The 22,456-nt window shown below is 62.7% G+C and carries 24 protein-coding genes and 1 tRNA gene; 12 read left to right on the top strand and 13 right to left on the bottom strand.

Going from position 1 to position 22,456, the window contains the following annotated elements; genetic code table 11:
• From ureC to J2X67_RS06880, 6 genes are all read left to right on the top strand, one after another.
• Positions 1-1,743 (top strand): urease subunit alpha, encoded by a 1,743-nt coding sequence (gene ureC / locus J2X67_RS06905; protein WP_309951715.1) that lies wholly within the window; start codon positions 1-3, stop codon positions 1,741-1,743.
• A 109-nt stretch (positions 1,744-1,852) separates the two neighbouring features.
• Positions 1,853-2,425: an urease accessory protein UreE gene (gene ureE, locus J2X67_RS06900; RefSeq protein ID WP_309951713.1), complete on the top strand. Its 573-nt coding sequence runs from the start codon at positions 1,853-1,855 to the stop codon at positions 2,423-2,425.
• 50 nt (positions 2,426-2,475) lie between these two features.
• Positions 2,476-3,147 (top strand): urease accessory protein UreF, encoded by a 672-nt coding sequence (locus J2X67_RS06895; RefSeq protein WP_309951712.1) that lies wholly within the window; start codon positions 2,476-2,478, stop codon positions 3,145-3,147.
• Positions 3,148-3,165: 18 nt separating this feature from the next.
• A complete protein-coding gene (gene ureG, locus J2X67_RS06890; protein ID WP_309951710.1) occupies positions 3,166-3,816 on the top strand; it encodes an urease accessory protein UreG in 651 nt (216 codons plus the stop codon).
• Positions 3,817-3,978: 162 nt separating this feature from the next.
• On the top strand, positions 3,979-4,482 hold the full coding sequence (locus tag J2X67_RS06885) for a pyridoxamine 5'-phosphate oxidase family protein (RefSeq protein ID WP_309951708.1): 504 nt from the start codon (positions 3,979-3,981) through the stop codon (positions 4,480-4,482).
• Positions 4,483-4,639: 157 nt separating this feature from the next.
• Positions 4,640-4,885 (top strand): GlsB/YeaQ/YmgE family stress response membrane protein, encoded by a 246-nt coding sequence (locus tag J2X67_RS06880; RefSeq protein ID WP_309951705.1) that lies wholly within the window; start codon positions 4,640-4,642, stop codon positions 4,883-4,885.
• Between the two features lie 4 nt (positions 4,886-4,889).
• Here the strand turns inward: J2X67_RS06880 and J2X67_RS06875 are convergent, their stop codons facing one another.
• Entirely contained in the window at positions 4,890-5,156 is a 267-nt protein-coding gene (locus J2X67_RS06875; RefSeq protein ID WP_309951703.1) for a hypothetical protein, read from the bottom strand.
• Between the two features lie 471 nt (positions 5,157-5,627).
• Here J2X67_RS06875 and J2X67_RS06870 point away from each other — a divergent pair, with 471 nt between their 5' ends.
• Positions 5,628-6,011, top strand: a complete 384-nt coding sequence (locus J2X67_RS06870) for an HU family DNA-binding protein (RefSeq protein ID WP_309951702.1) — start codon at positions 5,628-5,630, stop codon at positions 6,009-6,011.
• 29 nt (positions 6,012-6,040) lie between these two features.
• Here the strand turns inward: J2X67_RS06870 and J2X67_RS06865 are convergent, their stop codons facing one another.
• The 5 genes from J2X67_RS06865 to J2X67_RS06845 form a co-directional block, all read right to left on the bottom strand.
• On the bottom strand, positions 6,041-6,679 hold the full coding sequence (locus J2X67_RS06865; RefSeq protein WP_309951700.1) for a L,D-transpeptidase: 639 nt from the start codon (positions 6,677-6,679) through the stop codon (positions 6,041-6,043).
• Positions 6,680-6,776: 97 nt separating this feature from the next.
• Positions 6,777-7,172 carry a hypothetical protein gene (locus tag J2X67_RS06860; RefSeq protein WP_309951698.1) on the bottom strand — a complete coding sequence of 132 codons (396 nt, stop codon included), beginning with the start codon at positions 7,170-7,172 and terminating at the stop codon, positions 6,777-6,779.
• 170 nt (positions 7,173-7,342) lie between these two features.
• A complete protein-coding gene (locus tag J2X67_RS06855) occupies positions 7,343-10,741 on the bottom strand; it encodes an efflux transporter outer membrane subunit (protein WP_309951697.1) in 3,399 nt (1,132 codons plus the stop codon).
• Positions 10,729-12,051, bottom strand: a complete 1,323-nt coding sequence (locus J2X67_RS06850) for a hypothetical protein (RefSeq protein ID WP_309951695.1) — start codon at positions 12,049-12,051, stop codon at positions 10,729-10,731. Before J2X67_RS06850 ends, J2X67_RS06855 begins: the two co-directional genes overlap by 13 nt.
• Before the next feature lie 41 nt (positions 12,052-12,092).
• A complete protein-coding gene (locus J2X67_RS06845) occupies positions 12,093-13,349 on the bottom strand; it encodes an HlyD family efflux transporter periplasmic adaptor subunit (RefSeq protein WP_309951693.1) in 1,257 nt (418 codons plus the stop codon).
• Positions 13,350-14,197: 848 nt separating this feature from the next.
• On the opposite strand from J2X67_RS06845, the gene J2X67_RS06840 reads away from it, so the two are divergent.
• A complete protein-coding gene (locus tag J2X67_RS06840) occupies positions 14,198-14,602 on the top strand; it encodes a hypothetical protein (protein WP_309951691.1) in 405 nt (134 codons plus the stop codon).
• Between the two features lie 418 nt (positions 14,603-15,020).
• Here J2X67_RS06840 and J2X67_RS06835 read toward each other — a convergent pair whose 3' ends face one another.
• The gene (locus J2X67_RS06835; RefSeq protein WP_309951689.1) at positions 15,021-15,368 is read right to left on the bottom strand and encodes a DUF2958 domain-containing protein; all 348 of its coding nucleotides are present in this window, start codon (positions 15,366-15,368) and stop codon (positions 15,021-15,023) included.
• Positions 15,369-15,472: 104 nt separating this feature from the next.
• Between J2X67_RS06835 and J2X67_RS06830 the strand changes: the two genes are divergently transcribed.
• Both J2X67_RS06830 and J2X67_RS06825 read left to right on the top strand, forming a co-directional pair.
• Positions 15,473-15,874, top strand: a complete 402-nt coding sequence (locus tag J2X67_RS06830; RefSeq protein ID WP_309951686.1) for a helix-turn-helix domain-containing protein — start codon at positions 15,473-15,475, stop codon at positions 15,872-15,874.
• Positions 15,875-16,139: 265 nt separating this feature from the next.
• Positions 16,140-16,760: a hypothetical protein gene (locus J2X67_RS06825; protein WP_309951683.1), complete on the top strand. Its 621-nt coding sequence runs from the start codon at positions 16,140-16,142 to the stop codon at positions 16,758-16,760.
• 320 nt (positions 16,761-17,080) lie between these two features.
• Here J2X67_RS06825 and J2X67_RS06820 read toward each other — a convergent pair whose 3' ends face one another.
• Both J2X67_RS06820 and J2X67_RS06815 read right to left on the bottom strand, forming a co-directional pair.
• Positions 17,081-17,434, bottom strand: coding sequence for a hypothetical protein (locus J2X67_RS06820; RefSeq protein WP_309951681.1), 354 nt, complete (start codon positions 17,432-17,434; stop codon positions 17,081-17,083).
• Positions 17,435-17,462: 28 nt separating this feature from the next.
• A complete protein-coding gene (locus J2X67_RS06815) occupies positions 17,463-18,149 on the bottom strand; it encodes an ImmA/IrrE family metallo-endopeptidase (RefSeq protein WP_309951680.1) in 687 nt (228 codons plus the stop codon).
• Positions 18,150-18,606: 457 nt separating this feature from the next.
• Between J2X67_RS06815 and J2X67_RS06810 the strand changes: the two genes are divergently transcribed.
• Together J2X67_RS06810 and J2X67_RS06805 are read left to right on the top strand one after the other, a co-directional pair.
• Positions 18,607-18,906 carry a helix-turn-helix transcriptional regulator gene (locus J2X67_RS06810; protein ID WP_309951678.1) on the top strand — a complete coding sequence of 100 codons (300 nt, stop codon included), beginning with the start codon at positions 18,607-18,609 and terminating at the stop codon, positions 18,904-18,906.
• Positions 18,903-19,421, top strand: coding sequence for a hypothetical protein (locus J2X67_RS06805; protein WP_309951677.1), 519 nt, complete (start codon positions 18,903-18,905; stop codon positions 19,419-19,421). The genes J2X67_RS06810 and J2X67_RS06805 overlap by 4 nt, the downstream gene beginning before the upstream one ends.
• A 237-nt stretch (positions 19,422-19,658) precedes the next feature.
• Here J2X67_RS06805 and J2X67_RS06800 read toward each other — a convergent pair.
• The 4 genes from J2X67_RS06800 to rph form a co-directional block, all read right to left on the bottom strand.
• Positions 19,659-19,746: transfer RNA gene (locus J2X67_RS06800), tRNA-Ser, on the bottom strand.
• A 32-nt stretch (positions 19,747-19,778) separates the two neighbouring features.
• Positions 19,779-21,038 (bottom strand): radical SAM family heme chaperone HemW, encoded by a 1,260-nt coding sequence (gene hemW / locus J2X67_RS06795; protein ID WP_309951675.1) that lies wholly within the window; start codon positions 21,036-21,038, stop codon positions 19,779-19,781.
• A gap of 29 nt (positions 21,039-21,067) precedes the next feature.
• Positions 21,068-21,667 (bottom strand): non-canonical purine NTP pyrophosphatase, encoded by a 600-nt coding sequence (locus tag J2X67_RS06790; protein WP_309951672.1) that lies wholly within the window; start codon positions 21,665-21,667, stop codon positions 21,068-21,070.
• Between the two features lie 12 nt (positions 21,668-21,679).
• Entirely contained in the window at positions 21,680-22,411 is a 732-nt protein-coding gene (rph, locus tag J2X67_RS06785; protein ID WP_309951671.1) for a ribonuclease PH, read from the bottom strand.
• Between the last annotated feature and the right edge of the window lie 45 nt (positions 22,412-22,456).

The following is a 22,456-nucleotide window of genomic DNA, read 5'->3' as shown; positions in this document are numbered from 1 at the left end:
ATGGCAACGATCGGAAGGCGTGCATACGCAGAGATATTCGGCCCCACGGTGGGCGACCGGGTCCGTCTTGCAGACACCGACCTGCTGATCGAGGTGGAAGCCGACTACACCCTGCGCGCCGGCGGCTACGGCGAAGAAGTGAAGTTCGGCGGCGGCAAGACCATTCGCGACGGAATGGCCCAGTCGCAGCGCACACGCGACGGCAAGGGCAGCGGCCCCACCGCCGGGGGCGCCGTCGACACGGTGCTGACCAACGCACTCATCCTCGACCACTGGGGCATCGTCAAGGCCGACATCGGCCTGAAGGGCGGCCGCATTGCTGCCATCGGCAAGGCCGGCAACCCCGACGTGCAGCCGGGCGTGGACATCGTCATCGGCCCGGGCACCGAGATCATCAGCTGCGAGGGCAACATCGTCACGGCCGGCGGCATCGACAGCCACATCCACTTCATCTGCCCGCAGCAGATCGAGGAAGCGCTCGCCTCAGGCGTGACGACCATGCTCGGCGGCGGCACCGGCCCGGCCACCGGCACGTTCGCGACCACCGCCACGCCCGGCCCCTGGCACATCGAGCGCATGCTGCAGGCGGCGGATGCATTCCCCATGAACCTGGGCTTCCTGGGCAAGGGCAACGCCAGCCTGCCCGATGCGCTGCACGAGCAGATCGAAGCCGGCGTGATCGGACTCAAGCTGCACGAAGACTGGGGCACCACGCCCTCGGCCATCAGCAACTGCCTGGACGTGGCCGACGCCACCGACACGCAGGTGGCAATCCACAGCGACACGCTCAACGAATCGGGCTTTGTCGAGAACACCATTGCCGCCGTGGGCGGCCGCTCGATCTGCGCCTTTCATACCGAAGGCGCGGGCGGCGGGCATGCGCCGGACATTCTTCGCGTGGTGGGCGAAGAAAACTTTCTCCCCTCTTCCACCAACCCCACCATGCCCTACACCGTGAACACGCTCGACGAACACGTCGACATGCTCATGGTGTGCCACCACCTGGACGCAGGCATTGCCGAGGACCTGGCCTTTGCCGAGTCGCGCATCCGCAAGGAAACCATTGCTGCCGAAGACGTGCTGCACGACCTGGGCGCCATCAGCATGTTCAGCTCCGACAGCCAGGCCATGGGCCGTGTGGGCGAGGTGGTGCTGCGCTGCTGGCAAACGGCGCACAAGATGAAGCTGCAGCGCGGCAAGCTGCCGCAAGACAACGAGCGCAACGACAACTTCCGCGCCAAGCGCTACGTCGCCAAGTACACGATCAACCCCGCCATTGCGCACGGCATCGCGCACGAGGTCGGCTCGCTCGAAGTCGGCAAGTGGGCCGACATCGTCATCTGGAAGCCCGCCTTCTTCGGCGTGAAGCCCTTTACCCTCATCAAGGGCGGCACCATTGCCATGGCCGCAATGGGCGACCCCAATGCGTCCATACCCACGCCGCAGCCGGTGCACTATCGCCCGATGTTCGGCGCCTACGGCGGCTCGCTGGCCAAAAGCTCGCTCACCTTCGTCTCGCAGGCCGGCCTGGCTGCGGGCATCAAGGAACGCTATGGCCTGGCCAAGCAACTGAGCGCGGTAAAGAACATTCGCAATGTGCGCAAGAAAGACCTCGTCCACAACAGCTACACGCCGAAGATGGAGATCGATGCGCAGACCTATGCCGTGCGCGCCGACGGGCACCTGCTGACCTGCGACCCTGCGGTGCAGCTGCCGCTCACTCAGCGCTACTTCCTGTTCTGAGCGGAGCGCTCAGGGTCTTGCACAAGAGGCCCGGCGCCCGCTTGACAGGCTGCGTATCCTCGACGGTATCCATCCTGTCGTTTCACGCCTTTGGCGTTCCATTCGCAACATGCTCACCGCCAACAAACTCATGCCCCAGGGCCGCGGCCTTGCGCCCGTGCTGCTGAAGCGCGCCGCCACCATCGAACTCGACTGGGACGTGCGCCAGAAAAGCCGCTTCGACGCCACCGACTCACAAGGCCGGCAGATCGGCGTGTTTCTGCCGCGCGGCACTGCGGTGCGCGGCGGCGACGTGCTGGTGGCCGAAGACGGCTCGCTCGTCCGCGTGATCGCGGCGCCGCAGCCGGTGCTGCGCATCACGCATTGCACGGCCCACGGCACCCCGTTCGACCTGACTCGCGCGGCCTACCATCTGGGCAACCGCCATGTGCCGATCGAGCTCAAGCCCGACCACCTGAAGATCGAGCCCGACCATGTGCTGGCCGACATGCTGCGCTCGATGCACCTGATCGTCGTCGCAGTCGAGGAAGCGTTCGAGCCTGAGGGCGGCGCATATGGGTCGCACGAGCATTCGCATGGCGGTGGGCACAGCCATGACCATGCGCATGATCACGCTCACTCGCATTCGAAGGGTCCGAAGCCGCTGGTGCTTGCACCGGAGCTGCTCGACGACCATGGCTGAATCAGGGTGCGCACCCGCCCTGAACAACAGCGCCAAGCAAAAGAGCTGACATGCCCGACGCACAAAGCCTGCTGCAGCTCATCTGGCTCGCGTCCCCCGCCTTGCCCGTAGGCGGCTTCTCCTATTCCGAAGGCGTTGAAGCGGCAGTCGAATGGGCCGGCATCGACTCGGAGGCCAAAGCCATCGAGTGGCTCTCAGACCAGCTGTATCTCAGCTTTGCGCGCGGCGACCTGGCACTGGTGGCGCAAGCCATACCGGCCTGGCGCGATGGCAACGCACGGCGCATCCACGAGCTCAATGAATGGGTCATAACCACGCGCGAATCGGCCGAGTTCTTCTTGCAGACCGAACAGATGGGCCGCTCCTTCGTCGAATGGCTCAAGCTGCACCACGACGACACCGCCGCCGTTTTTGCCGACCTGCCCGCGAGCTACCCGATTGCCTTTGCCTTTGCCGCAAGCCGCACCGGTGCCTCGGTGCACGACGGCTGCCTTGCTTTTGCCTTCGGCTGGGCCGAGAACATGGTTGCCGCCGCCGTCAAGGCCGTGCCGCTCGGCCAGAGCGCGGGCCAGCGCATTCTTGCGCGGCTTGCGAATGAAATTCCCACTGCCGTCGAGCGTGCCATGCAGCTCGGCGACCATGAACGCCAAGCCTTCGCCCCCCTCTTGGCCGTGCTGTCGGCACGCCATGAAACACAATACTCGCGCCTCTTCAGAAGCTGACCGAACCGGACCTTTGCCATGACCTCCGCCCTGCATCACATTCCCCATCGCACCAAGAAACTGCCTCCGCTGCGCGTGGGCATCGGCGGCCCGGTCGGCTCGGGCAAGACCACCTTGCTCGAAATGCTCTGCAAGGCAATGCGCGACAAGTACGACCTTGTTGCCATTACCAACGACATCTACACCAAGGAAGACCAGCGCCTGCTTACCGTGGCCGGCGCCTTGCCCGCCGAACGCATCATGGGCGTGGAAACCGGCGGCTGCCCGCACACCGCCATTCGCGAAGACGCTTCCATCAACCTGGAGGCCATCGACCGCATGCTCGAGGACTTTCCCGATGCCGACGTGGTGTTCGTCGAATCGGGCGGCGACAACCTTGCGGCCACCTTCAGCCCCGAGCTGTCGGACCTCACCATCTACGTGATCGACGTGGCGGCCGGCGAAAAAATTCCGCGCAAGGGCGGCCCCGGCATTACCAAGAGCGATCTGTTCGTTATCAACAAGACCGACCTCGCGCCGTATGTGGGCGCAAACCTCGACGTGATGGAGCAGGACACGCAGCGCATGCGCCGCCAGCGCCCCTACGTGATGACCAACCTCAAGACCCATACCGGCGTAGCCGAGGTGGTCGCCTTCATCGAGAAGCGCGGCATGCTCGTCGCCGACTGAGCCCACCCGGCATGCGCAGCCATGCCACCTCGCGCCGCGCGCCAGGCGTCGGCATCGGATGACACGCGCATGCGCCCAACTTCCTCATGGCGCCGGTTTTCGGCCGCCTACGGTGGTGCCTTCGATTTTCGAACCTCGAGAACAACGGAGAGCAAGCAAGCCATGACCACCACTACCGACGAACACGCCAAGCTCTGGGACCTGATCAAGGACACCCGCTACGGCATGCTGACCCACCGCCACGCCGATGGGCAACTGCACAGCCATCCGCTCACCACGCAAAGCAAGAACATCGAAGAAGGCTCGACACTCTACTTTTTTGTACCCAGGAACGGCGACGTCGCGCGCCATGTGGCAAGCGACCCGAGTGTGAACATCGCCTACGCCAACCCCGACGACGACAGCTATGTGTCGGTCGTGGGCCGCGCAACGCTGCGGGAAGACCAGGCAAAGAAAGAAGCTCTTTTCAACCCCGCGGCCAAAGCCTGGTTTCCGGGCGGCGCGACCGATCCGAACCTGGCCCTGCTGGCGGTTGAAATCCTAAGCGCCGAATATTGGGACGTTAAGGAAAGCAAGATGGTGCAACTGCTGAAGATGGCCAAGGCGGCCATCACCGGCGATGAGCCGCCATCGCTGGGTGAACACAAGAAGCTGGATCTCGGCTGAACAGCGGCAAACGCTGCGTCAGGCGAAGCGCGCGCCGGTAATTTCCTGCAAGAAAGCACAAGTTCACGCTTCGGCTTGATCGTTTCGGGCCGCTGCCTGCACCGCTGATACCCTGCCCGCTCCAAGGCCAATCGTGGCCGATCAAAGGGAGTAGGTAATGAGTCTTTTGTGGTTTCTTGTTGTAGGTTTGGTTGCTGGCTGGCTGGCTGGCATTCTCGTCAAGGGCGGCGGCTTTGGCCTGGTTGGCGATCTCATCGTGGGCGTGGTGGGAGCCGTGCTCGGTGGCTTCCTGTTCAGCACGTTCGGCGTGTCGATGGGCGGTGGCCTCGTGGGCAGCCTCATTGTTGCCACCGTGGGCGCGGTGGTGCTCCTGTTTATCGTCAGGCTGATAAAGAGCGCATAACGCGCTATTTGACGGCGAGCTCGCTCGCCGTGCGGGCGGCGTGTGCTGCGCGGCACGCCTCCGTTGCGCGATATGACGCCAACGCAAAGCAGCGCGCCTCGGCCTCGCGCGCAAGCGACTCGAGTGCGCGGCGTTCCTGGGCCGCATCAACCTGAAACTGCACCAGCCATTTCATGAGCAGTGCCATCACGATCAGGAGCACGATCAACGCGGCCATCAACGCGCCGCGCCAGTTGCGGATGCGAAGAACCGGAGATTCGGAATTGGTCATTGCCGTGGCGGGAGCGAAATGCTTTTCGGAAGCTCCGGCAAGATCCAGAAGCTCAAGGCGAGAATGACGCCTGCCCCCAAAGACACGATGGCCGCGGTTACGAAGAGCGCAGCCGCAACAACGCTCGGCACGCGAACGGCCATTGTCAGCAACGAAGCGGTTGCCAGAACGTACAGAAGCAAAGGCAGCAAGGCGAGGTATGTTGGCCTTGCGTGGGGCGGAGACGATTCGCCCGCGGCGACGTCTCTCAAGAACGGATTGAGCATGAATTCCCTCTGGAAACAGGCCGCGACGATACGTGGCGCACCTCTATTCCGTTAGGAATTGCTTCACGTTCGGCGGTGGTTTACGTGAGGGACCGGAACTAGGGTACAACTCTGTCCAGTACGTCACACCTGTGCCGGGGTTCGTGTTGCCGCACCAGCGCGCGATCAGCGGGCATCTGTCACAGGTACGTCAATTTAGAAGCGAATGTGTGTGCAAAAGCGGAAATCCGCCGCTCGCATTCAGTCAAACTCGGGTGCTGTACCCACCAACGTTTTCACCACTGTTCTACTGAAAGGAACCCCTGTTTTGAACAAGACCGAACTCATTGCCGCAATTGCAGAAGACACCAACCTCAGCAAGGCCGACGCAGGCCGCGCATTCGACTCGGCGCTCGAGCATCTGTCGCGCGCCCTGGTGCGTGGAGACACCGTTCAGCTGATCGGCTTTGGCACCTTTACCGTTGCGAGCCGCGCCGAGCGCCAGGGCCGCAATCCTTCCACCGGCGAGGCAATCACCATCAAGGCAAGCAAGAGCCCCAAGTTCGCCGCCGGCAAAGCGCTGAAGGACGCCATCAACCAGGCGGGCTGATACAAGGCGCCATCACGCCTGGCGCCGCGTCATTCATTGCCTCTTGGCAAAAAGTTGAAATACGCGTGCGCAGGCTGCTGCTCGGGCAAGACATAGATCACGCCGCTCGCACTGCCGAACGCCGGCTTTACGTAGGTGTCGTAAAACGCCGCGGGCACATTGATGCAGCCATAGGAAATGCGGTGATCCGCCGCATTTGCCGACGCAAGCCGCTCCAGCCGCCGCTCCGACTTGTTGGCGGTGCGAACGCGATGCATGGACACCGCCGCGCCGTAGTCCACCCACACAATGTCTTCGCCTTGCAGGTTGGTGCCGGGCTCCGAAACAAAACGTCCGGCGGGCGTGGTGCGCTCTTCGGGGCGTATATCGGACAGCTTTCGCTCTCCGATGCCCGGCGCTGAATCGTCTCCCTGCGCAAGCCCCAGCAACACGGGCGATGTGCCTTGCAGGGTTCCGTCAGCACCAAAGATAAAGAGACGCGCCTTCTTCTTGTCGACAACTGCAAAGGGAAGACCTTGGCTGTCGTGCGCGTTGGCTGCCGCTTGCGCCAACTGGTGCGCTTCAACCGACGCTTCGGTGCTTGCAACAGCCTCCAACGCATCGGCTGGCCGGTATGCGAACGTTGCCGCGCAAGCGAGTGCAAGCGACAAGAGCACAGGTTTTTTCATGGGGGCACAAAAGCAATAGCGCGAAGCCTCAAGCTGAAACGCGGCCGCCACCCCGGAAGATGGCGGCCGCGTTCAGAGCCCAGGGAACGCAGCTGAATTAGCCGCGGTCGGCGCGCGCGCGGCGCATCGGCGCTGCGCGCGCCGGTTCGGGCATGGGCTTCGCCGCAGCGACAGGTGCCGGTGCCGGCATTGGTGCGGCCACTGGTGCAGCAACCGGTGCGGCCACCATGCGCTCCGGCGCAGGTGCCGGGGCTGCCATGCGAACGGGCGCAGGCGCGGGTGCGGCGGGCCGTGCAACTTGCAGCGTGGTGCCGGTTTCGCCCATGGGGCCGCCGGTCTGGTTTTGCTGGCCGGCGGGCATGTACACGTTGCCTGAAACGGCAGGTGCATCGGTCTTTGCCATTTGTGCGACGCCTTGAGCCATTGCGGGTGCAATTGCAAACGCCATGGCAGTGGTCACAAGAACATGAACCATCGTGTGCTGAATCTTCATTCGTAATCTCCCTTGAGTTTGATTCCGACTGCCAACCCGGGGGCGAATGCCCGGCGCGAGCGCAGTCTGCAATCAAGAACGCAGGGAGCCACGCGAAGACGACAGCGCGCGCTCGACGATGCGGACAAGTCGTGAAATTTGACTCGCTTGCACGCGCTGTTGCAATGCCATTACGCGCTGCGCCAGCCCCCGCCAAGCGCCTTGTAAAGGTTGACCATGTTCACAGCCTGCTTGAGTTGCATCTCGATGAGCTGTTGTTGCTCTGCATAGAGCTCGCGCTGCGCGTCCTGGCTCGAAAAATAATCTTCAAGCCCGCCGCGGAACCGCGTGCGCGAAATGCTCGCAACTTTTTCGAGTGCCAGCACGCGGGCCTGCTGCGCCTCGAGTTGCGGGCGCATGTGGTCATCGGCAATCAGCGCATTGGCGGTCTCGCGAAACGCCACTTGCGCCGCGTATTCATACGACGCCATTGCGGCTGCCAGCCGCTCTTCGTTGCCGGTCACGTTGGCCGAGCGGCGGCCCCAATCGAAGATGGGCAGCGACACGCCCAGCACACCGGCCCAGCTCCTGTTGCCGCTGCTCAGCAGCGTCGACAAGTCTCCGCTGATGCCGCCCGCCAAAGCCGTGAGCGAAATGGTGGGCAGCATGGCGGCCTTGGCCGCACCCACGCCGGCGTTGGCCGCCTCTACGCGCGAATAGGCCGCCAGAAGATCGGGCCGGCGCTGAAGCAGGCTGGAGGGCAAGCCCGCAGCAACCGATGCCGTCGAGCGTTCGGGCCAAGGCCGTGCGCTGCCGGTTTCGGGCGGCACCGGCTGGCCGACCAGCACGTTCAGCCATTGCAGGTCTTGGGCGACGCGCATGCGGAACTCTTCTTGCCGCACCCGCGCGTTCTGCAGCAACGACTGCGCGCGATACACGTCGAGCTGCGCGGCACCGCCGGCTGCCTTGGCGCGGCCGATCATGTCGGCATTGGATGCCAGCCCGGATTCGTTGGCGTTTGCCAGCGCAAGCAATGCGCGGTCGGCGCGCAGCGTGAGATACGCATTCGACACTTCGCCCACCAGGTTCATGCGGGCCGCGGCAAAGTCTTTGTCGCCCGCTTCAGCCAGCGCGCCGGCCTGCTGCGCCGTGCTCTGCTGGCGGCCAAAAAAGTCGAGCTCATACGACGTGACGCCCGCCTGAATGTCGAAGCTGTTCGACACGCGTCCGTCGGACGGCACATTGCCCACCGGGCTGAGCGAACCTTGCGGCGTGGTTTGCGCGCGCTGTGCGTGGCCCGACAAACCGATTTGCGGGAACAGCGAGGCGCGGCTTCCTGCATACACGGCGCGCGCTTCGCGGGCCTTCGCGGCATAGGCGCGCAGGTCGCGGTTTTGCGTGAGCGCAGTGGCAATGAGCCCGCGCAGCTCGTCGTCCTGAACGAAGTTGCGCCACTCGACCGGCTCGGCATTGGGCGCCGCGGTGCCCGCAGGGAACTGCGAAGGCAGCGCCAGGTCGGGTTGCTTCATGGGCGGCGTCATGTTGCAGCCGCTCACCACCAAGGCCACGCACACCGCCAGCACCATCAAGATGAGCCGCAGCGAAAAGCGCACGAACCCCGCTTCGGGCGCGCCGAAGCCCGCGCTGGCGAGCAGGGCCGATGCCGCGCGCCATGGCCGCACCTGAACCGCGACATGGCTCGGAGGCACGTTGAACACGTGGCTTACCAAACGTTCGCGCTGTGCCTCGGTGCCGGCAAACCGCAGTTCGGCACCGGCCGAGCTTTTGCCGGCAAGCTGCGCGGGCAACCAGCCGACGGGATCGACATACACCTCCAGCGGCTGCCCCACGCGCATGCGCTTGAGCGCACGCGATTCGAGCAGCGCTCCGTCCGCGGCAATGTTGACAAAGCGCGAGTCGATTTCGCCGGCAGCCGTTCGCAGCCGGGTGCGTGCACGCCATGGAAAGCGCTCTTCCTGATCGGGCCGCGGCAAATCGACGCACGCGATGAGCGCTGCCAGGCACAGGATGAGCGCAATGCCGGTCCACACCAGGTTGAGTTCATCGCCCGGCGTGAGCGCCTCGCCGCTCAAGGCCACCGATGCGCCGCCAAGCTGCAGTGCCACCAGCAGGCCGCCGAACACGGCCACCAGCTTCCAGTGCACCACCGTCTTGGAGCGGTCGAGCCCCTTGTTCGTTACCTTGAAGGGGCGGCCGAAGGGCCGCAGCATTGCGCTGGCGAGCGTGCCCGTTACCGCCATGGCGGCCACCAGCTGGCTCACCTCGCTGAACACCGGCAGGCAGCGCCGCTGGCTGATCCAGTAGCTGTAGGCCCAGAACATCATGAGCGGCGGCAGCCCGAACGAAGCAAAGGCCTGCGGCGTGGCGTGGAACACCGACACGCCTGCATACCAGTAGAGCGCAGGCGCCAGCATGATCATTGCCATGAAAGGCTTGCCCAGCCAATGCAGCAGCCCGTGCAAGAAGTGGAGCCGCGCCGAAAAGCTGTAGCCCTTGCCGCGCAGCGGGCCATCGGGCAGCAGAGCAAGCTGCACCGTGCCCAGGCACCAGCGGCTGCGCTGGTTGATGTAATCGATGATGCTCTCGGCCGACAGGCCGTTGGACAACCTCTCGCCCAGCCAGCGCGTAACGTGGCCCTTGCGCAGCAGCAGGTAGGTGGTGTGGATGTCTTCGCACACGCTGCCCACCGGAAAGCCGCCCGCGGCGGTAATCAGGTCGCGCCGCACAATGAACGATGTGCCCACGCAAAAGGCCGAATCTGCCGCGTCTTTTGCCGGCTGCAGCACGTCGAAGAAAACGCGCTGCTCGTCGACCCAGCTGTCCGTTGCGCGCAGGTTGTGCTGGATGGGGTCGGCGTTGTAATAGAACTGCGGCGTTTGCACCAGCCCGACCTTGCGGTCTGCAAAAAGGCCGAGCATGCGGTAGATGATTTGCCGCTGCGGCGCAAAGTCGGCGTCCAGCACCAGGATGTACGGCGCGTTGGTTACGCCCGCAGAAATTTTCAGCCCGTTGTTCATGTTGCCCGCCTTGGCGTGGCTGTTGTCGGGCCGGCGCGCGTAGTGCACGCCCTTGCGTTCGCAATAGTCGCGCAGCCAGTCGCGCCGCGTGTCGTCGAGCACCCAGACGTTCACTTGCGGATAGTCGATGGCCTGCGCGGCAATGATGGTTTTTTCGAGCACCGCCAGTTCTTCGTTGTAGGTGCAGATGAACACGTCCACCGCCGGCACCTTGTCGCCGCGGCGGCGCAACTCGGCCTCGCCCAGGTCGGCCAGCGGCGTGTTGTCGCGCCGGCCAACCAGCATGTGGATCGACATGAGCGTGTAGACGATGGCCGTGAGCTCGAAGGCCAGAAACACCCAGGCAAACAGCGTTTCAAAGCCCAGGTCCGAAGGCGGCATGGTGGCTACCACGCGCCACACGGCATAGCGCATGAGCAGCAGCGCGGTGAGCGCGCCAAACACCATGCGATGGCTGGTGCGATCGACCCGCCCCAATGACATGAGTAAAAGCGCGAGCCCCGCAACAAGGGCGTTGAGCTGGAACTCCGGCGTAGCGATCAGGTTGGACATGATGGGATAGCTCCTGCGGCAGTGGTTTTGCCGGTGAAGGGGTTGAAGCCGGTTGCGGCAAGCGCAATCCAGGCGGTAGCGCCCAAGTGGGGCCAGCGGTAGTAGTAAAAGTCGGCGCCCGTCGAGTCCGGCCCTATGGCAAGGCCGGTGGAAATGCGGGTGCTCGGGGTTGCGTAGTACAGGCCGTTGTCGGCGCGTTGCGATGCAAGCAGCTGCCACAGCGCCTCGGGTGCCGCGCCCTTGCGCGCCACCAGCGTTGCGGCGGCCTGCGCGCTGCCCTCGGTCCAGATGCCGTCGGGGTTGCGCGAGAAGCCGTAGCCCTCGGCGAAGCGGTGGTTCTTTTCGACCCAGTCGAGCGCCCGGGTCCACGCGCATGAACCTTCGGGCGCCGCCAGCAGGGGCCACAGCTGGGCATCGAGGCCCGAGGCTTCGGTAGAGATGGTGGCGCCGTCTTCTTTGGTGCCTATGTTGAAGCGCTGCTCTTGCGCATTCCACATGCGGTTGACGAACTCGAGCGCGGTGCGGGCTTGCTGGCGCTCGGCTTCGTTGGAGCCACCTGCGCGTGCGGCCCATGCGGCGACCATGGCAATGTCGATGTTGTGCTCGGTCGATTTCCAGGTTTGCGGACGCTGCGCGTTGTCCCAGCCATACCAGCCGCCGTTGTAGCCATCGGGCCCGTTTTTGGCGCGCGTGCGCTGCTCTATCCAGCCGAGCAGCTTGCGCGCGTTGGCCACGTAGGCCGGCGAGCGCTCCGCCTCCGACAGGTTTAGCAGCAGCAAGGCGGCCCACGCCACGTTGCCCGTAGCGGTGCTTACCTGGTAGGCATCGGCAATCCATTGCTTCTTGCCCGCGTCCCAACGGCCCGGCAGTGCGGCCTTGTCTTCAGTCATGGGGCCGGCGCGATAGGCGTTGCGAATGCGGCCGTCGGGCATGCCCGGATCGCGCTCCATCGCGCGCACCACGGCATCGCCGATGCGCCTGGCCGAAGCCGTGTCGCCGCATGCAAGCAGCGCAATGCCGGCCAGTGCGTTGTCATAAGTAAAGGCTGCGCCGGCCAGCGCGGGCTCCAGCGGCGGAGAGCCCTGCTTGTCGGCCGCGAGCCGGTAGCTCGCAAGAAACAGCGGCCCCGAAGCTGCGCCCTTCTGGTCTTCGGTGACCGCGCGGCGCAGCCCCTCGCAGCTTTGCCGCGCCAGCTGCTGCTGCGTGGGGCTTGGCTTTTGCGAATGGGCCGCCGGCACTAGCAGCATCGACGCCATCGATGCGACAGCGCAATGCGCCAACGTGCGCGGAATGGAGGAGAGAACCTGCATGGGCTTGTTCCGGCTGCGGGGCGGTGCATTTCTGCCTGCGCTCAAGATCTTTGGAGGGTGGCGGAAACCACCTTGCCGGGCGCGCACATGTTGCTGCCCCCATCGGCTGGGGCCGCTGGCGCCTCTTTGGTTTCGATGCGCGCCACGGCGTAGATGGAGCCTTGCTCCGCATACGGGAACGGCACGCTGTAGGTGCTTTGCAGCTCTTCTGAGGCCACCGGCAGCAACTGCTCTACCCGCGCCGGCATTGCCTTGGAGTTTTCGCCGATCTTCACGTCGAGCATCGAGCCGATGCCCAGCCGCTTGGCCACCCGCGCCGGAAACACCGCCACCACGCCAAGCCGGCTGCAGTCGGTAACGCGCACCAGCGATGCGCCCGCCGTTACGTAGGCACCCTCAGGCGCAAGCACCGAGTGCACCTGCCCCGGCTGGGTAGCCTTGATTTCGTACGAAGACAGCTTTTCGACCCGGCGGCGCTCTTCGTCCTCCAGCTGGGCGACCTGCTTCAGCTGCTGAAGAATGGCCGCGCCGTCTTGCTGCGCCCGGCCCACGCTGTTGCGCAGCGCCTCGCGGCGGCTGGCCAGCGTCTGGAACAGGTTGTTGCCGCTGGTGCCCACAAAGGCACCCTGCCCTGCGCTTGCCACCGTTTGCGCTTGCCCGGCAAAGGTTTGCTCTGCCACCGCTGCAGTGGCACGCGCCGTGTTCAGCTGCGCCACGGAGGCGTTCATGACCTGCTCGCTGATGGCGCCTTCGGCCAGCAGGGCCTGGTTGGTCTTGACCTTGTTTTCTTGCTCTTCGACCATGCTGTGCGCTGCATCGCGCTGGCGCCGTGCAACCTGCCACGCCTCCCAGGCCTGCGCCACCGAGGCTTGGCGGTGAACGTTGGCCTCTTGCCCGACGGACTTCATCTCCTGGTTGTCGGCCTTGAACTGGTTGCCCAGCTGCGCCAACTGGCTTTGCAGCGCCAGGTGCTGCGACCGCAGCGTGGTGAGAATTTCCTGGCTGACCGTCGGGTTGCGCACCGTGGCCACCACCGTACCCGGCTCTACCGTGTCACGCGAATGCACCACCATTTGCGTGACCACGCCGTTGATGGGCGACGTGATCAACGTTACCGGCGCCTGCAGCACCGCGCGGGTGGCCTGCGAAGACAGCAGCGGCTGAATCAGCGTGGCAACCATCAGCCACAGCACAAAAGCCAGCAGTACATAGCCCGCCAGTTTTGGAACAAAGGCGCCCGATTGGCGGCGCTGGCCGCCGGGCAAGAAAACCAATGAAGGCAGTTTCGACACACGCATACCCCACCTCTTTGATGCGAAGGCGTGCGCCGAAGCAAGCGGCGCAACATCCATGAATGAAAGGGAACTTGCCTGCAACCCAACGGAGCCGCTCCACCCGTGAGGCCGGTGCGTCCGCAATGCTGCAGTGCAATAAGAAGGTACGGCGAAAGGCGATTTACCACTGCTTCGGTACGCAACAAGATGTGCGAACTTCACATTGCCGCCGCTCGTCTGGTCGGGCAAAGCTCCTACAGGGCGGACGCGCCTGGCCGGGTTGACAACGAAAGACCTCATGCGGCATGCACTGGCCGCACGCCCTCGAACCGCCCAGTGAAGACGCGGGCGGCGGGCTTAATCGACCCCAGGCCCCGAAAGTTTGGCGCTCCACATAGCGAAACTGGCGTGCGGGCAGGCGGAACATATCCGGTAACCAACCTGAGCGAAGCTGACGGTTTTCGACAACGCCTGAAACGATTGAGCGTGGCAAAGCCCCTACACCTGTGCATTTACAACGGCGATACCTGCGACACAAGGCAATACATGCGGTGTTGCGTATGGCGCCATAGTGCTTTTCCGCGATTTGCAGTGCCCAGTGCCGGGCAGCAGCAAATTGCCACCCCCCACGCACTTCGGCCGTTTACCGAGGTGCAACCGGAGCACAGGTCGTGTCAATGCAGCCCATGCGCACCGCCCTGGCCGAGCCGCCCTGTGGAAAGAGCACGCCTTTCAGGCCCGCCTGCGCCGCTCATGCGGCATCGATGAGTAGTTCTTTTTGGTTAATGCGCTGTAACGCCATTGAGTACCTTTGGCTGCATCGCGCCGCCAATAACAAATGACGTTGCCGGCAACGGCAAAAGGGGCATGCCATGTCCATCACGCGCCTAGCCATTCGCACGCTTGTTTGCGTTGCTGCCGTGCCCGCCATTTCAGACGAGCCCCCCGGGCCGCGCGACCGCGTGTACCTGAGCAAGGCCGACATCGAGACCACCTTGATCGGCAAGCCCATTGTCTCGAGCAATCTTGCGAGCGGCATGATCTCGCGCTGGCAGTTTTATGCCGACGGCCGCGTCGACTTTGTTAACCGAAGCGGCCCCGGCCGCGCCTCGGGCAAATGGTTTTTGAACCCCGACGGCGCCATGTGCGTGACCATGGTTGCCCGAACCGGCTGCCGCTACTGGTTCAAGTACGAGAAGGACGGCGCCATTGCAAATGCCAACACCAGGGAGCCCACCGCGCCCACGGTGGCGGAGATTCGGTTCGAGCAGCCCTGAAACCGTCAGGCCTGCCCACCGCGGGAGAGATCACTGTTAGTTATGACCGATATGTAATACCAAATGTGTACAACTTTGCACCCCAACAAGCGTCAAACCGCCCATCACAGAGGGGGCGTTCTCCACCATTGCGGTGGATAAGACGGTGGAAAAGCCCCGCCCGCGCGGACAGGCGCCGTACCCGAAGTGGCCCATGGCAAGACGGCGGGTATCGCTTCACAGAACTCTCGCACGCACTTCACGTTGGCTTCGCCGACAGCAAGCACACTGCCTTCCGACAGCGGCCGGCGCCGGTAGAGGCAAGGGAACAAAGATCCGCTCAGGGAAAAAACGCCTCGATGCCGACCGCTGTCACCCTTCAAGATTTGAGCAAGCCCAGTGACCGCGCGGCGCCCATACGGCGGGCGCAAAAGCTCAGTCAGTCGACGATGCGCCCGGCGCGCCGCGCCAACCGCGCGTATTCGCTCAACGGCTTGTTCGCCCTCCAGTACAGGTCGCGCTCGATGCCCAGCGTGCCGCCCAACAGGCGGATCGACATCAGCCCCCGCGCGGACACATGGCCCGGCGCGGGCGCGCCCATGCCAAGGTCGCATAGGCCATAGGCTGTGTCTGCGTCGTCGGGGTTCAGTTCAGTGATGAGCCACCTGGCAGCGCCGCGAGGGTTGAGCCACTTGACCACCGGATGCGGGTCGAAGCGAGGGTTGCTGCGGGATGCCTTGCCGTTGGCGAGCAACAGCTGGCGCAACTTGGGGGTGATGAGTTCCAAAAGGGCCTCCAAGATCGCTCCCCAAACGAACTCAGGCAGCGATCTTTAAGCATGTCTTAAAGAACACATTTTTGCGAGTGTGTCGTTTAAGACGTTTCCCTGAGATGCACATTTCTTCACGCTCGAAAGCGATGAAAAATGCAAGTCGAAGAGCCGCTCCCCCGACAGCACCTACTGCTGGAACCTTGCCGAATGAAGTGACGCTGGCGCTAGGGAGGAACCTAAAGAAGCTGAGACTTGCCGCTGGCAAGACACAAGTGGCCTTGGCCTACGACGCGGAGGTCGAGCGGTCTCGGATATCCAAACTCGAAGGAGGCCACATCAATCCTTCGGTGATGACACTGGCGACCCTCTGCTACAGCTTGGGGACGACGTTGCCTGTACTTTTCGAGGGAATCGTTGCTACGAATGCGCCGACATCTGAAGGGGGACTGCTGCGGCGAAAGAATCAGGCGATTTTGAACAAGCCGGCGAGGTCTGCGGGTGGGCACTTTCGCAGAAGCTGAATCCGCCAGAGACCGCGCTGCCCCTTCGCGTAGTGCTTCGTATGCGTCTGATCGGGAAAGGCACAGCACCTGGCTGCCGCCGATCCCGAGGCTGCGCACGGCGAGAAACACCTGGAGGCATAAAGCGGTTAGAAACGGCACTCGCCGCGCGGCATCGCTAGAGGGCACTCGGTCCGCATATTTGAGCCCCGTCTTGGAAGCCATCGACGCTTGAGACTTGAGCACTGACGAGACGATGACCCAATCTAGAGAAACATTCCGATCCATGGACAAAGTTGTCCGGCAAACAGATGCTCCCTGGTGGCTCAGAAGAGCATTGCTCGGAACGTGCTTTTGGATGGGCCATCGCCGTGCGCTGTATCGCGAGTATCCGCTTGGCGAGTCAGCCATGGTGGCCGAACTATGTAACTTGCTCTTCGCAAACCTACCCACAGGATTGAAGCTCGTTTGTGAGGTTCAGTACTCAAAACTACTCGAGATTCCAGATCAGGAGACCGAGTTCACCGAAAGATCTCGTGTTGACCTCTGCGTATGTGGGCCGCTAAGAAAAGGGGATGAGCCGTTAGAAAAAATCCAATGTGTGCTTGAAGTAAAGAGAGGGAGCGCCTCGAATGCTGCGATAAACGACGACTTACGTCGTCTTCTTGAGATTAAGAAAGCCCGGCCCGATGTGTGGGCATTCCTTTTGATCGTCTCGGAAGGTAAGCGGCCCGCTCGCTTCGTGACCGACAAGAGTTTCGCAATTAGGAGAAAGCTGCCTATCCCCGATACGGATGGCCATTGCTACGTTCGAGCCGTATTGAAGGCTGTCCCGGCAGTGAAGTCGCTTGACCACGCGCACTACGCCTGTGCAGTTGAAGTGCTTGCGCTAAATCCGCTTAAGTAACTCCAATCACCTAGTACGAACTGTGAGTGCTCTGCTGGCGCCTACAGACGATGACTTTTTGAGAGGGGCGGAAGTCAACTGCGGACGCGCCACCGATGTCACGGTGGCCTCATCTGACCGCGTTCTCGAATACTCAAGAAATCGCTAAGCCTGCGAGGTATGCCAGGCGCGCAACCTCAGCGTTTAGCAGGTTGCCAGTGTCCCCCACATAACCGCGCGGCGCTTCCGTACGTATTGGTTGTAGGGCTCGATATATGAAGATCCAACTTCTAAATGGCACCGGGCAGCAGCAGATTCAGATCCATCATGATGTCTGCCCATTACGCGGAGAAATTGAAGTAGCCTCCCTCGCCATAGTCGTAAAGAGAGGCTGAGCCACCGTTGATTGTTCCGCTGAAGTGGTGTCCCTCGCCGTAATCGTAGCCACTAAAGCTGTTACCGTTGAATTGCAGCGAAACGTATGCTCCCCGCCCATAGTCATAGAGACTGCCACCAGCTCCAGAAAAGTGGCATCCACGATCGTGATCGTAGACAGACACGCTGCCCGCGTTTACGCTGCCAGAAATCTGGATGTATTTGCTCTGCGAGTAGTCGTAAACCGCTCCGACGCTTCCACCGCCGGCAACGATCCGGACAGCCACTCCAGCGACCAAAGCACGGGCATTCGGATGCATCTCAACTCTCCCGCGGCAACCTTGGCCGCTATGCGTACAAGTAAGGGGCGACGAGACCGAGTTCTTCCAACCGGATTGCCATCGCACGCGCAGAGACCCCGAAGTGCCGCGCCAACGATTCGAATCGGAGGCGATCAAATTGCTGGGCGCGAGCCACGGCTTCGGCAAACAGCAACGACCCTCTGGGCTGTGAAAACAGCGATCCGGCATCCGCCTTCAGGTGGTACGCCACGGTTTCAGTTAGCACGAGCGGCTGCCTAGTGAACCGAGCTTCAAATGCAGTCATTACTGCTTTGCGAGGCATGAGCAGGCATGCCGAGAAATAGTCGGCCTCCCGCTCAAGCGGCGGCCTGCTGCTGCGAGGCCCATCTACAGGCATTTCACGATGAAGTGTTCGATCCCCGACCGCCGGATGGAGAATGAAATGCCCGATCTCATGCGCGGCAGTGAAGCGTTGAGTCTCAAAGGAGAACCTCCTCGACACGAGGATAGTCGAGCGATCTCGCTGCCAGAGACCGGCGGCCTCACCGCCTCCACGGTAATCGGTGTCAAGCCTATCCCGCACGTCGAAATAGAGATCGCAGTGGTCTGCCACGTTCCTTGGATCAAAAAGCGTGGGGATGTCCGGGGCACCGAGCGGATAGTGCACATTCCGGCGGCTCCATATCTCGGTTTGGAGCCGACGAGCTTCCTTCTCGATCGCAACCTTGTCCATATCGTGCACCTCGCTGGCCTAAGCTGGCAACTTCTACACACTAGATGTAGCGCTCAGAGCATCAAGATACGCTGCATCTAGCGTTTTCGCAAACATGACACCTCAGCCGGGCACATCAAGTGCGGCAACTACCATACCCAGCCGAGCGATCAACCTTCGCTTTGCCACGGACAACGCACGAATCCCACGTTGAACGCAGTGGAGGTAATCGCGAATGCACTGGGCTCACTATCTTTGAGCTATTCGACCAGCTTCGAAATGACGCGCGAGGCCGCCCTGGCCCCCTTTGAAGTTCAAGCGGTGCAGTCCTAGTGCGCAAGATATCATCGGATTCGTTGACATCTTATTTTTGTAAGATATCATGCATCTCGGAAGCGGAAGAAATGTTCTTTCACACAGGCTGCCAGGGTCTTCGACCGGCGTGCGGTCTCTTTTTTCAACCCAACCGCATGAATCAATGAACCTGACGAACAAAGAGGCTCTGATCCTCGAGCAACTCGCGGTCTCGGCCGGCTCGGAGTTGTATGGCCTGCAGATGGTCAAGGCGTCTAACGACGAACTGAAGATGGGCACGATTTATGTGACCCTCGGCCGTCTGGAAAAGAAGGGATTCGTGCAATCGCGCCGCGAGCAGGATCCCGCGCAAACAATTCCGCGCCGTCTCTACAAGATCACTGGCGCAGGCAGAAAAACCTTCGAAGCATGGAGCGCTGCGATGGCGGTCTACCACGCTGGACTTGCAGGAGAACTTGCGTGAGTGAAGAACGTAAAAAACACAATGCCCTCTATTGGGCTTGCGATCACTTCAAGCCCAAAAGCGCCACTTCCAAGGTGACGAAAAACATGGTCGTCGTGACCTTCGAGACGAACAAGGGCTCCAGTAGTTTTGTGTCGCTGAACGATCCCCTGCTCTATCAAATCTCGGACGGGTTGCGGCCGCGGTACCTTCGTCATGAGAAACAGGAGGCCCCTCGCAAGACGTTCGTTTTCGTGAGCAGAGTCGCCAAAAAGATAGCGATTGCACGCGCGCCAGGTTTTGGTTTTTGTCATTTTCTTGGCCACTTCTGTCCGAAGGACTTTCGCGAGGAAGTTCTCGAAGCACTACACGCGGATGCTCTTACCGACTATCAGGCCACTCTCGCAAACGGCGACCATTTACGCGCGCGCATCATCGCCTTGATGATGTACATCTGGATGCTTCAATCGATCCTCGGTGGGGTACTCAGTTGGGCATTTGAAAAGCTCGTCGGCCGGGTGGCTTCGGGCGATTGACGCAACTGCGTGATCCCACACAGAGCCCGCAACAGCGGGCTTTTTCTTGCGTGGGCATACTTAACAGCACCATCTTCCTGATGCCACAAGCCGGCTGCAACATCGAGCAGCACGAAGGTCGTATAGGTCTCGGGGTCGGGCCACGGACCTTCATGGTCGCAACGGACGCTTCCTCCAATGAAAAAGTCCCGTCGCAGGGACTGCGCGGGACTTTTGGAAACTTGCTCAGATTGATTCTGGCGGAGAGTGTGAGATTCGAACTCACGGACGCTTTCACGTCGGCAGTTTTCAAGACTGCTGGTTTAAACCACTCACCCAACTCTCCGGAACCGTCGATTTTATGCTGACGCTGGCCCTTCAATCGTCGGGCAAGAAAAGCGTCTGCAGGTCGCTCAAAAAATCCAGCCCGCGTTCGGTGGGCCACACGCGGTGCAGGTCGCGGGCGATGAGGCCCTTGCGCTCGGCTTCTTCCAGGCCTTTTTGAATGCTGGTCATGGCAAGGCCGGTGCGCTCGCTGAACTGGGGCAGCGTAAAGCCTTCTTTCAGGCGCAGCGCGTTGAGCATGAACTCGAACGGCAGGTCGGCCAGCGCAACCTCGTCGCTTTGCGACACGGCCATGCCGGCGCTGGCGTTTTGCATGTACAGGCGCGGCTCGCGGTAACGCACCTGGCGCACGATGCGGTGCGCAAAGCTCAGCTTGCTGTGGGCGCCGGCGCCAATGCCAAGGTAGTCGCCAAACTGCCAGTAGTTGAGGTTGTGCGCGCAGGTGTGGCCGCTGCGCGCATAGGCAGAAACCTCGTAGCGCGCCATGCCGCTGGCGGCGGTTCGCTCGGTAATGCGGTCGAGCATGGCGTAGGCCAAATCGTCTTCAGGCAACGCAGGCGGAAACTTGGCGAACCAGGTGTTGGGCTCAATGGTGAGGTGGTACACCGATATGTGCGGCGGCGCGAGGGCCAGCGCCTGGCTCAGGTCGGCGTCCAGGCCCTCGATGGTCTGGCCCGGCAGGGCGTACATCAGGTCGAGGTTGAAGGTGTCGAACGCGCTGGCGGCCTCTTCCATGGCGGCAATGGCCTGGGCGCGGTCGTGCACGCGGCCAAGCGCTTTCAGGTGCTCGTCGTTAAAGCTTTGCACGCCCACTGAAAGGCGGGTTACGCCGGCGCTGCGGTAGGCGCGAAAGCGGTTGCGCTCGAAGGTGCCGGGGTTGGCCTCAAGGGTAATTTCGCACTCGGGCGCAAGCTTGAGGCGGGCGCGCACGTCGCCCAGCAGGCGGTCTATGGCCTGGGGCGAAAAGAGGCTGGGCGTTCCGCCGCCAATAAAAATGGTGTGGACTGTGCGGCCCCAGATAAGGGGCAGCGCGGCGTCGAGGTCGGCAATAAGCGCGTCGAGGTACGCCGCCTCCGGAATGCCTTCAGCCTCTGCCTCGCTGGTGGCGCGCCACTCGTGCGAGTTGAAGTCGCAATAGGGGCACTTGCGCAGGCACCACGGCAAATGAATGTAGAGCGACAGGGGCGGCAGCGCGGCCAGTTGCAGCGGGCCGGGGCGCATCCAGTGCAGCACGTCGTTGGCCTGCGGGGCGCCCGCGGCCTGCGCCGGCTGAATGGGAAACACGGTGGCCATCGGGTTCAGTCAGTCAGTCAGCCACTCGGTCAGAACCAGCGCTCGCGCATCAGGGCGAGCATGGCCTTTGCCGCCTGGCCGCGGTGGCTGTTGGCGTTTTTTACCTCGGGCGGCAGTTGGGCAAAGGTTTTGCCAAAGCCGGGCAGGTACATGACGGGGTCGAACCCGAAGCCGTTGTCGCCAATGGGCGCCTGGGTAATTTCGCCGACGACGCGGCCCACGGCAATGAGGGGTTCGGGGTCGTCGTGGCCGCGCAGCGCAACCAGCGTGCTCACCAGCGCGGCGCGGCGGTTGGCCACGCCGTTCAGTTGCTCGAGCAGGGCTTTTACGTTGTTGGCGTCGCCCTTGGCGTAGCCGAACTGGGTGGCATAAAACGCGGTGTCGACCCCGGGCAGGCCGCCGAATGCATCGACGCACAGGCCGGCGTCGTCTGCAATGGCGGGCAGGCCGGTGGCGGCGCTGGCATGGCGCGCCTTGGCCAAGGCGTTTTCTACAAAGGTGCGAAACGGCTCTTCGGCCTCGCCCACGCCCAGTGCCGATTGGGGCACGAGCGTGACGGACAACTCTGCAAACAGCTGCTGCAGCTCGGCCAGCTTGCCGGCGTTGTTCGATGCCAAGACCAGTTGCATTGCTGCCATTGCTTAATTGGCGAGCAAGGCCTGCTGCTGCATGACGATGAGTTCGCCAATGCCTTTTTCGGCCAGGCCGAGCAGGATGTTCATCTCGTCGCGCGAAAAGGCCGCGCCTTCGGCGGTGCCCTGCACTTCAACAAAATGGCCGGCGCCGGTCATCACCACGTTCATGTCGGTGTCGCAGGCGGAGTCTTCGGTGTATTCCAGGTCGAGCAGCGGCGTGCCGCCGACGATGCCGACAGAAATGGCCGCCACGTGGCCGCGAATGGGCGACGTGGCAATGGTGCCTGCCGCCAGCAGCTTGTTGACGGCGTCTTGCGCGGCAACAAAGGCGCCGGTAATGGCGGCGGTGCGGGTGCCGCCGTCGGCCTGGAGCACGTCGCAGTCGAGGTGAATGGTGCGCTCGCCCAGGGCGGCCAGGTCGAACACGGCGCGCATGGAGCGGCCGATAAGGCGCTGGATTTCTTGCGTGCGGCCGGTTTGCTTGCCCTTGGCGGCTTCGCGGCTGCTGCGGGTGTGGGTAGCGCGGGGCAGCATGCCGTATTCGGCGGTAACCCAGCCTTCGCCGCTGCCCTTTTTGTGCGGGGGCACGCGCTCTTCAACGGAGGCGGTGCACAGCACGCGGGTCTGGCCGAATTCGATGAGGACCGAGCCTTCAGCGTGAATGGTGAAGCCGCGGGTCATGCGAACGGGGCGCAGCTGGTCGGCGGCACGGCCGCCGCTTCGTGTGAAAGCAGTCATTTTTTTAGAGATGTGTAAGAGACAAAAGCGGAGGCAGCCCCGCAA

Source organism: Variovorax sp. 3319 (assembly GCF_031456585.1).
In the GTDB taxonomy this organism is placed as follows: domain Bacteria; phylum Pseudomonadota; class Gammaproteobacteria; order Burkholderiales; family Burkholderiaceae_C; genus Variovorax; species Variovorax paradoxus_P.
The sequence above is the reverse complement of the archived record's forward strand: the minus strand, read 5'-3'. Positions and strand labels throughout refer to the sequence as shown.

What these genes read in the sequence shown, in the direction of transcription:
- ureC (WP_309951715.1), top strand. Translation starts at nt 1, where the DNA reads ATGGCAACGATCGGAAGGCGTGCATACGCAGAGATATTCGGCCCCACG.
- ureE (WP_309951713.1), top strand. Translation starts at nt 1,853, where the DNA reads ATGCTCACCGCCAACAAACTCATGCCCCAGGGCCGCGGCCTTGCGCCC.
- J2X67_RS06895 (WP_309951712.1), top strand. Translation starts at nt 2,476, where the DNA reads ATGCCCGACGCACAAAGCCTGCTGCAGCTCATCTGGCTCGCGTCCCCC.
- ureG (WP_309951710.1), top strand. Translation starts at nt 3,166, where the DNA reads ATGACCTCCGCCCTGCATCACATTCCCCATCGCACCAAGAAACTGCCT.
- J2X67_RS06885 (WP_309951708.1), top strand. Translation starts at nt 3,979, where the DNA reads ATGACCACCACTACCGACGAACACGCCAAGCTCTGGGACCTGATCAAG.
- J2X67_RS06880 (WP_309951705.1), top strand. Translation starts at nt 4,640, where the DNA reads ATGAGTCTTTTGTGGTTTCTTGTTGTAGGTTTGGTTGCTGGCTGGCTG.
- J2X67_RS06875 (WP_309951703.1), bottom strand. Translation starts at nt 5,156, where the DNA reads ATGACCAATTCCGAATCTCCGGTTCTTCGCATCCGCAACTGGCGCGGC.
- J2X67_RS06870 (WP_309951702.1), top strand. Translation starts at nt 5,628, where the DNA reads ATGTGTGTGCAAAAGCGGAAATCCGCCGCTCGCATTCAGTCAAACTCG.
- J2X67_RS06865 (WP_309951700.1), bottom strand. Translation starts at nt 6,679, where the DNA reads ATGAAAAAACCTGTGCTCTTGTCGCTTGCACTCGCTTGCGCGGCAACG.
- J2X67_RS06860 (WP_309951698.1), bottom strand. Translation starts at nt 7,172, where the DNA reads ATGAAGATTCAGCACACGATGGTTCATGTTCTTGTGACCACTGCCATG.
- J2X67_RS06855 (WP_309951697.1), bottom strand. Translation starts at nt 10,741, where the DNA reads ATGTCCAACCTGATCGCTACGCCGGAGTTCCAGCTCAACGCCCTTGTT.
- J2X67_RS06850 (WP_309951695.1), bottom strand. Translation starts at nt 12,051, where the DNA reads ATGCAGGTTCTCTCCTCCATTCCGCGCACGTTGGCGCATTGCGCTGTC.
- J2X67_RS06845 (WP_309951693.1), bottom strand. Translation starts at nt 13,349, where the DNA reads ATGCGTGTGTCGAAACTGCCTTCATTGGTTTTCTTGCCCGGCGGCCAG.
- J2X67_RS06840 (WP_309951691.1), top strand. Translation starts at nt 14,198, where the DNA reads ATGTCCATCACGCGCCTAGCCATTCGCACGCTTGTTTGCGTTGCTGCC.
- J2X67_RS06830 (WP_309951686.1), top strand. Translation starts at nt 15,473, where the DNA reads ATGCACATTTCTTCACGCTCGAAAGCGATGAAAAATGCAAGTCGAAGA.
- J2X67_RS06825 (WP_309951683.1), top strand. Translation starts at nt 16,140, where the DNA reads ATGGACAAAGTTGTCCGGCAAACAGATGCTCCCTGGTGGCTCAGAAGA.
- J2X67_RS06820 (WP_309951681.1), bottom strand. Translation starts at nt 17,434, where the DNA reads ATGCATCCGAATGCCCGTGCTTTGGTCGCTGGAGTGGCTGTCCGGATC.
- J2X67_RS06815 (WP_309951680.1), bottom strand. Translation starts at nt 18,149, where the DNA reads ATGGACAAGGTTGCGATCGAGAAGGAAGCTCGTCGGCTCCAAACCGAG.
- J2X67_RS06810 (WP_309951678.1), top strand. Translation starts at nt 18,607, where the DNA reads ATGAACCTGACGAACAAAGAGGCTCTGATCCTCGAGCAACTCGCGGTC.
- hemW (WP_309951675.1), bottom strand. Translation starts at nt 21,038, where the DNA reads ATGGCCACCGTGTTTCCCATTCAGCCGGCGCAGGCCGCGGGCGCCCCG.
- J2X67_RS06790 (WP_309951672.1), bottom strand. Translation starts at nt 21,667, where the DNA reads ATGCAACTGGTCTTGGCATCGAACAACGCCGGCAAGCTGGCCGAGCTG.
- rph (WP_309951671.1), bottom strand. Translation starts at nt 22,411, where the DNA reads ATGACTGCTTTCACACGAAGCGGCGGCCGTGCCGCCGACCAGCTGCGC.